General features: G+C 48.1%; 5 protein-coding genes and 1 pseudogene. All 6 read right to left on the reverse strand.

The window, feature by feature from the left end; translation table 11 throughout:
- A partial coding sequence (locus AB4Z35_RS29570) for a polysaccharide biosynthesis protein (RefSeq protein ID WP_442101098.1) occupies positions 1 to 1,268 on the reverse strand: 1,268 nt, incomplete at its 3' end.
- 316 nt (positions 1,269 to 1,584) lie between these two features.
- A pseudogene (locus tag AB4Z35_RS29575) lies at positions 1,585 to 1,851 on the reverse strand (aminotransferase); the annotation flags it as partial.
- 37 nt (positions 1,852 to 1,888) lie between these two features.
- The gene (gene wecB / locus AB4Z35_RS29580) at positions 1,889 to 3,019 is read right to left on the reverse strand and encodes a non-hydrolyzing UDP-N-acetylglucosamine 2-epimerase (RefSeq protein ID WP_442101099.1); all 1,131 of its coding nucleotides are present in this window, start codon (positions 3,017 to 3,019) and stop codon (positions 1,889 to 1,891) included.
- Positions 3,020 to 3,046: 27 nt separating this feature from the next.
- The gene (wbjC, locus tag AB4Z35_RS29585; RefSeq protein WP_442101100.1) at positions 3,047 to 4,159 is read right to left on the reverse strand and encodes a UDP-2-acetamido-2,6-beta-L-arabino-hexul-4-ose reductase; all 1,113 of its coding nucleotides are present in this window, start codon (positions 4,157 to 4,159) and stop codon (positions 3,047 to 3,049) included.
- A 3-nt stretch (positions 4,160 to 4,162) separates the two neighbouring features.
- A complete protein-coding gene (locus AB4Z35_RS29590; protein ID WP_442101101.1) occupies positions 4,163 to 5,197 on the reverse strand; it encodes a polysaccharide biosynthesis protein in 1,035 nt (344 codons plus the stop codon).
- 85 nt (positions 5,198 to 5,282) lie between these two features.
- Positions 5,283 to 6,121: glycosyltransferase (locus tag AB4Z35_RS29595; RefSeq protein WP_442101102.1), on the reverse strand; the 839-nt coding region annotated here is incomplete at its 5' end.

Consider the following 6,121-nt stretch of genomic DNA (forward strand, 5'->3'; position numbering starts at 1 on the left):
ACGAAGTTGGCAACACCGGCTTTCAATGCCGCCTGGGCGGTATTGAGCGTACCCACCACGTTGTTCAGCACACCTTCAGCGATGTTGTGCTCAACCATCGGCACGTGTTTATACGCCGCCGCATGATAGACAGTGTCTACATGCCAGGTTTTCATCACATCGAGCAACTTCTCCGGATTGCGCACGGAACCGAGAATAGGCAATAAACGTACAGACAAAGACTCACGGGCAACCCGTTGCTCAAGCTCGGACAAGATGCTGTAGAGATTGAACTCACTGTGCTCGAACAACAGCAGCGTCGTTGGATGCAATGCAAGAATCTGCCGACATAACTCTGAACCGATCGAACCGCCGGCCCCGGTGACCAGAACAGACTGTCCCTTGATGCAATGCTCAAGCAGCTCACCCTGGGCTGGAACGGTATCCCGGCCCAGCAGGTCGGCGATGTCCACTTCCTGGATGTCATCGACCTTTACCCGCCCGCTGGCCAGGTCCATGAAACCGGGAACGCTTCGAACGTGGAGCGGGAAACCTTCGAGATAACCAAGAATTTCCCGGCGCCGCCCACGGTTGGACGACGGGATGGCCAGCAGGATTTCCTGAGCCCCGGTGTTATCGATCATCTGCTGGATATGTTTGGGTTTATAGACCTGCAAACCGGAAATAACCCTGTCGGCAATCCCGCTATCATCATCGATAAACGCCACCGGACGCATGACTCGCCCCATCCGCAAGGCAGCAACCAGCTGGTTACCGGCTGCCCCCGCACCGTAAATGGCGACTTTCGGCAAACCATCGTCACGACTGGCAAACGGAACGTGCTGGGCAGCACTGAACCAGTCACCCAAAAAGTATTGACGCATGACCAGGCGAAGCCCGCCGATCATGATCAGACTCAACCACCAGTAGTTGAAAATGATTGAGCGTGGAACGACGTTTTGGTGATTGCTGTACCAGTATACGACAACGCCTAAGATCAACGATGCCAAGCTGACCGCCTTGATGATCGCGATCAACGCATCATTGCCGAAGTAGCGCATGACAGCACGGTACATGCCAAAGCGAATGAAAAGAGGAATAGCAATCACAGGAGCGCTAATAAATAGCCAGACGTGCGGAATAAACGAGTTGACCATCTCGTCTGGTCCCAGACGCACAATAAACGCCATCCATAAGGCTACCCACACAAGAACGACGTCGGCCGCAACCTGAATGAGCCGTTTTTGACGGCGTGGCAGCTCAAGCAACAGTTTGCGCAATTTATCCATAACTCCGTCGTACACCTCGAACCGCTCACCTGTTGATCGTGCTGACGAGTGTACGTCTGCGACGCTCTCGTAACTTTGAAATAACTAGTCTGGTTCAAAATATTGAAACCGGTAGCGCCATAAGGGAGCTAAATCACCAGCACGAGGCGCGTGCAAGGAATGCAGGCCTCGACCGATACTACCGGCAAGAACTGAAAACCCTGAGGAGAAGGGGATCAGATATTGCGAATATCAGGCGATTTTTCGCCATCCCCTTTTCCCACCAGCAAGAACCGACTCGCACCAAAAGAAGGAAATTGTGAGGCCCCAAATAGGTCTAAGGCTTCACGACTTGCTGCATAACACTGCAAATCACCTCGCAGGTCTTTTGGATTTCAGCTTCAGTCAACGTCGGGTGTACCAAGAACATCAAGCTTGTCTAAACCAGCTCTTTCGCAATAGATAGTCGTGCTTCTGGACGCCAGCCAGTATCGTCAAATGCTTTTTCAAGGTACACCTCAGAGCAAGATCTGGAATAACATGGAACGCCAAGCGCAAAAATCCCGGACAGAATGCGATCACGAGTCCAGTCAACCGTCAACTGCTATGGCTCTACAACAAAACTCGAATAGCCATTCGTATCAGTACCTTCTCCAGACGGTACGCATAACGTAGTCTCGATAGCTATGAATAATTCGTACCACTTTTTCGGATACATTCGGCATGCTGTAATCCGCAACCAGACGCAAGCTTCGATTTTCATCGCGACCCTGGCTTTCTAGTAACTGCAATCCTTGGAGCACGCGCTCCAGCTCCAACCCCACCATCATGACAGCCGCTTCCTCCATACCTTCAGGTCGCTCATGGGCCTCACGTAAATTCAGCGCTGGAAAATTAAGAATCGAAGACTCCTCATTGATAGTGCCACTATCAGACAAGGCGGCCTTCGATGCGAGTTGCAGCTTGTTATAATCCTTGAAACCAAGAGGTTTAAGTAACCGAACATTCTTATGAAACACAACCCCAAGTGCATCGACACGCTTTTGTGTACGCGGATGCGTAGACACAATGACCGGAAGATCATATGTTTTGGCTACAGCGTTCAGCACCTCAACCAGTTTAAGGAAGTTTTTATCTGAATCGATATTTTCCTCCCTGTGTGCGCTGACAACAAAAAACTGTCCCGCCTGCAAACCGAGACGTTCCAATACATCCGACGCATCAATGCCCTCACGATAGTGGGTCAGCACTTCAAACATTGGACTTCCTGTTTTGACGACCATGTCCGGTGCAAGCCCCTCACGCAGGAGGTAGTCACGAGCTATTGTGCTATAAGTGAGATTAATGTCAGCCGTATGATCTACAATCCGACGGTTAATCTCCTCAGGAACTCGCATGTCAAAACAACGGTTACCAGCCTCCATATGAAACGTTGGAATCTTGCGTCGCTTCGCCGGGATAACTGCCATACAGCTATTAGTATCCCCCAAGACCAACATAGCGTCGGGTAATACCTCGGAAAGCATCCGATCGATCGAAATAATTACATTGCCAATCGTTTCTGCGCCAGTCGTACCTGCCGCATTCAAAAAATAATCGGGCTTCCGGATACCAAGATCCTGAAAGAAAATCTCGTTCAACTCATAATCATAATTTTGACCAGTGTGTACCAAGACGTGGTCACAGTGTCGGTCGAGAGCGACTATGACACGCGACAAACGAATAATTTCCGGGCGCGTACCTACAACAGTAACTACTTTCAGCTTTTTCATCACAATCCTCTACCTGATCGATAGGCTTCAAGGGCACACTGGCAATGCATAGGTGTCCGGATGTTCACGATCAAATATTTCATTTGCCCATAGCATCACGATCAGCTCATCATTGCCAATATTAGTGATGTCGTGGGTCCAGCCCGGCACTGTTTCAACTATTCTCGGTTGATCGCCTGTCGTCTGCAACTCGTAGAATTCGCCAGAATCGATATGACGAAAACGGAAACTTGCGGTCCCCTTAATCACAAGAAACTTTTCAGTCTTTGAATGATGGTAATGACCGCCACGTGTGATACCGGGAAACGCTGTAAAATAGGAAAACTGTCCCGAGTCCTTTGTCTTGAGCATCTCCACAAACACACCACGAGGATCTCCATACTTAGGAACCTCATAAGTAAAAGATTCAGGTGGGAGATAACTCAGATACGTTGAATAAAGAGCGCGGGGCAACCCCTCACCTACGGCTTCGCTAATAAGCGTCGACCGGCTTTCGCGAAACGCTCGCAACTGAGCAGCCAATGCGCCTACCGTTGTAGAATAAACGGGTTGAACGACAGCAGCCGACTCTTTTGAAACACGGCCGTCCATAATTGCGATAAAATGACGAACTACGTCATCAACATAAACTAATGTAAGAGAGGCATTTTCATCGTGAATATGAATAGGCAGATCATGTGCAATATTATGGCAAAAAGTTGCTACCGCTGAATTGTAATTAGGTCTTGCCCACTTCCCGAACACATTAGGGAGACGAAAAATGTGTACGTCGTTCCCATTTTTACGGGCCAACTCGCTCAATGCACTTTCCGCATCGAGCTTGCTCCGACCATACGGATTGTCTTGATCAGCCTGAGTTGACGATGTATATACAAGAGGTATCTTTCGGCTGCTAGCCGCGACGGCATCACAAACAATCCGAGTAAGATCGCTGTTACCACTCACGAATTCTTCCGGATTCTGTGGTCGGTTAACTCCCGCCAGGTGAAATACACAATCAGCTTCAGCGACTAACCCCCCAAGCAACGCCGGGTCGTCTCCGCGAACGAATGAAAGCACTTCGACATCCGCACGTTCGCGTAGATGAGCAGCAAGATTCTTGCCAATGAAACCGCTGGCACCGGTGATTAGTACCTTCATCAATCATTCCTCCGGAGTGACAATTTCACCGCGCTGGATGGCCTTCATGAAATCCAGCTTAAGCAACAATTTCTGCATACCCGCTACATCCAGGCGCTGAGTATTATGAGAATTATAATCCTCCATCCGAGAAATTTTTTCTTCACCCTGCTCAACAAACTTACTGTAGTTCAAATCCCGCAAGTCAGGCGGGACACGGAAATAGTCACCCATATCCTCCGCGCATGCCATTTCCTCGCGACTCAGAAGCGCTTCATAGAGCTTCTCGCCGTGTCGAGTTCCTATAACCTGGATTGGGTGATCAGGTTTACCGACCATCTGCGTCAATGCCTGCGCAAGGACCTCTACCGTAGCTGCTGGAGCTTTTTGAACAAACAAATCGCCATTATTACCATGTTCAAACGCGTACAACACCAATTCGACCGCATCGGCCAATGTCATCATGAATCGTGTCATATTAGGGTCTGTTATGGACAGAGCCTTACCCGCACGAATTTGCTCTATAAACAACGGAATTACCGATCCACGAGACGCCATAACATTGCCGTATCGCGTACCACAAATTACGGTTTTAGTGTCATCGACGTTTCGGGACTTCGCCACCATAACCTTTTCCATCATTGCCTTTGATATACCCATTGCATTAATTGGATATACCGCCTTGTCAGTACTCAGGCAAACTACACGACGGACTTCATTTTGAATTGCAGCTTCCAATACGTTATCTGTGCCAACAACGTTGGTTTTGACGGCCTCCATAGGGTGAAACTCACAGGAAGGCACCTGCTTCAAAGCTGCAGCATGAAAGATATAGTCCACACCACGCGAAGCATTCAACACACATTGATAATCGCGAACATCCCCGATATAAAACTTCAACTTGGAACTTGAGTAACGCTTACGCATATCGTCTTGTTTCTTTTCATCACGACTAAATATGCGAATTTCGGCGATATCAGTATCTAAAAACCGTTTAAGGACCGCGTTACCAAAAGATCCGGTACCACCGGTGATCATTAGAATTTTATCTGTAAACATATTATTCTCCAGTCCAATCTCAATATGCTCTAAAGCAAAAACCCGCTTATCAGCTAGCACTCATTCCAGCCAATCGCCAATCGCATCAAATTAGATCGTCAGTCAAGTGATGCGAGGTTTTACGCACCTGCAAATGCTCAAGATACCATTTCTGCCCTGAACACCCAACATTAAATAGCTCATCTCTCGACAGCTTATAAGCTGCTTCAAAGCTTTCAACTAGCTTAGAGTGATACTTCGGCGAAGCACTCCACCCCCCCCTTATCTCCTCCTCGAGAATACTTCCGAAGTCGGTAGCATCCTCTACATAGGCAAGCACCGGAACGGCAGCTCTGAAATAGTCAACAGCTTTCGAAGGAAACGTGGGCACGGATACGTGCCCCGAATTAAATACAAACCCGAGGTCAGCGCCTTTAAGAAAACGCATGTATTCTTCCCTGGGTCTAAAGCCCTTATAGCGAACGATATCCAGCACATCATTAGCTTTTAAATCATTGAGCATTGCATCTCGTTCAGGGCCATCACCAAATATATAGAAAACAGAGTTGATTCCATTCGTTTTTGAATGCAACGCCAACTCGATTAACTTATCAATTCCGCGCCCTTTTATAAGTTGCCCGCCAAACACACAGACCAATTGGTCCTGGATCCCTTCTGATGCTCTTGCCTCAAGATAAGCCTGCTTATTTCTGACTTGAACATCATTGGGGCCCCAAAGGTATAAAATCTCTGACTGAACACCAGGACTGATTTTATAGTTGCTCTTAAAAAACTCGAGATTTTTTTGAGACATAAGACCAATACGATCATAACCATTACAGGCTTTTGTCTCGATGAACTTTAAGATCGGCGCCCCCCAATTAGGCAGCAAACCCAACTGCAAATGGTAAATTGGAAAAAAATCCCAAAGTATCAGGTATGACG

The sequence above is a fragment of the Pseudomonas sp. KB_15 genome (assembly GCF_052114525.1).
Classification (GTDB): Bacteria; Pseudomonadota; Gammaproteobacteria; order Pseudomonadales; family Pseudomonadaceae; genus Aquipseudomonas.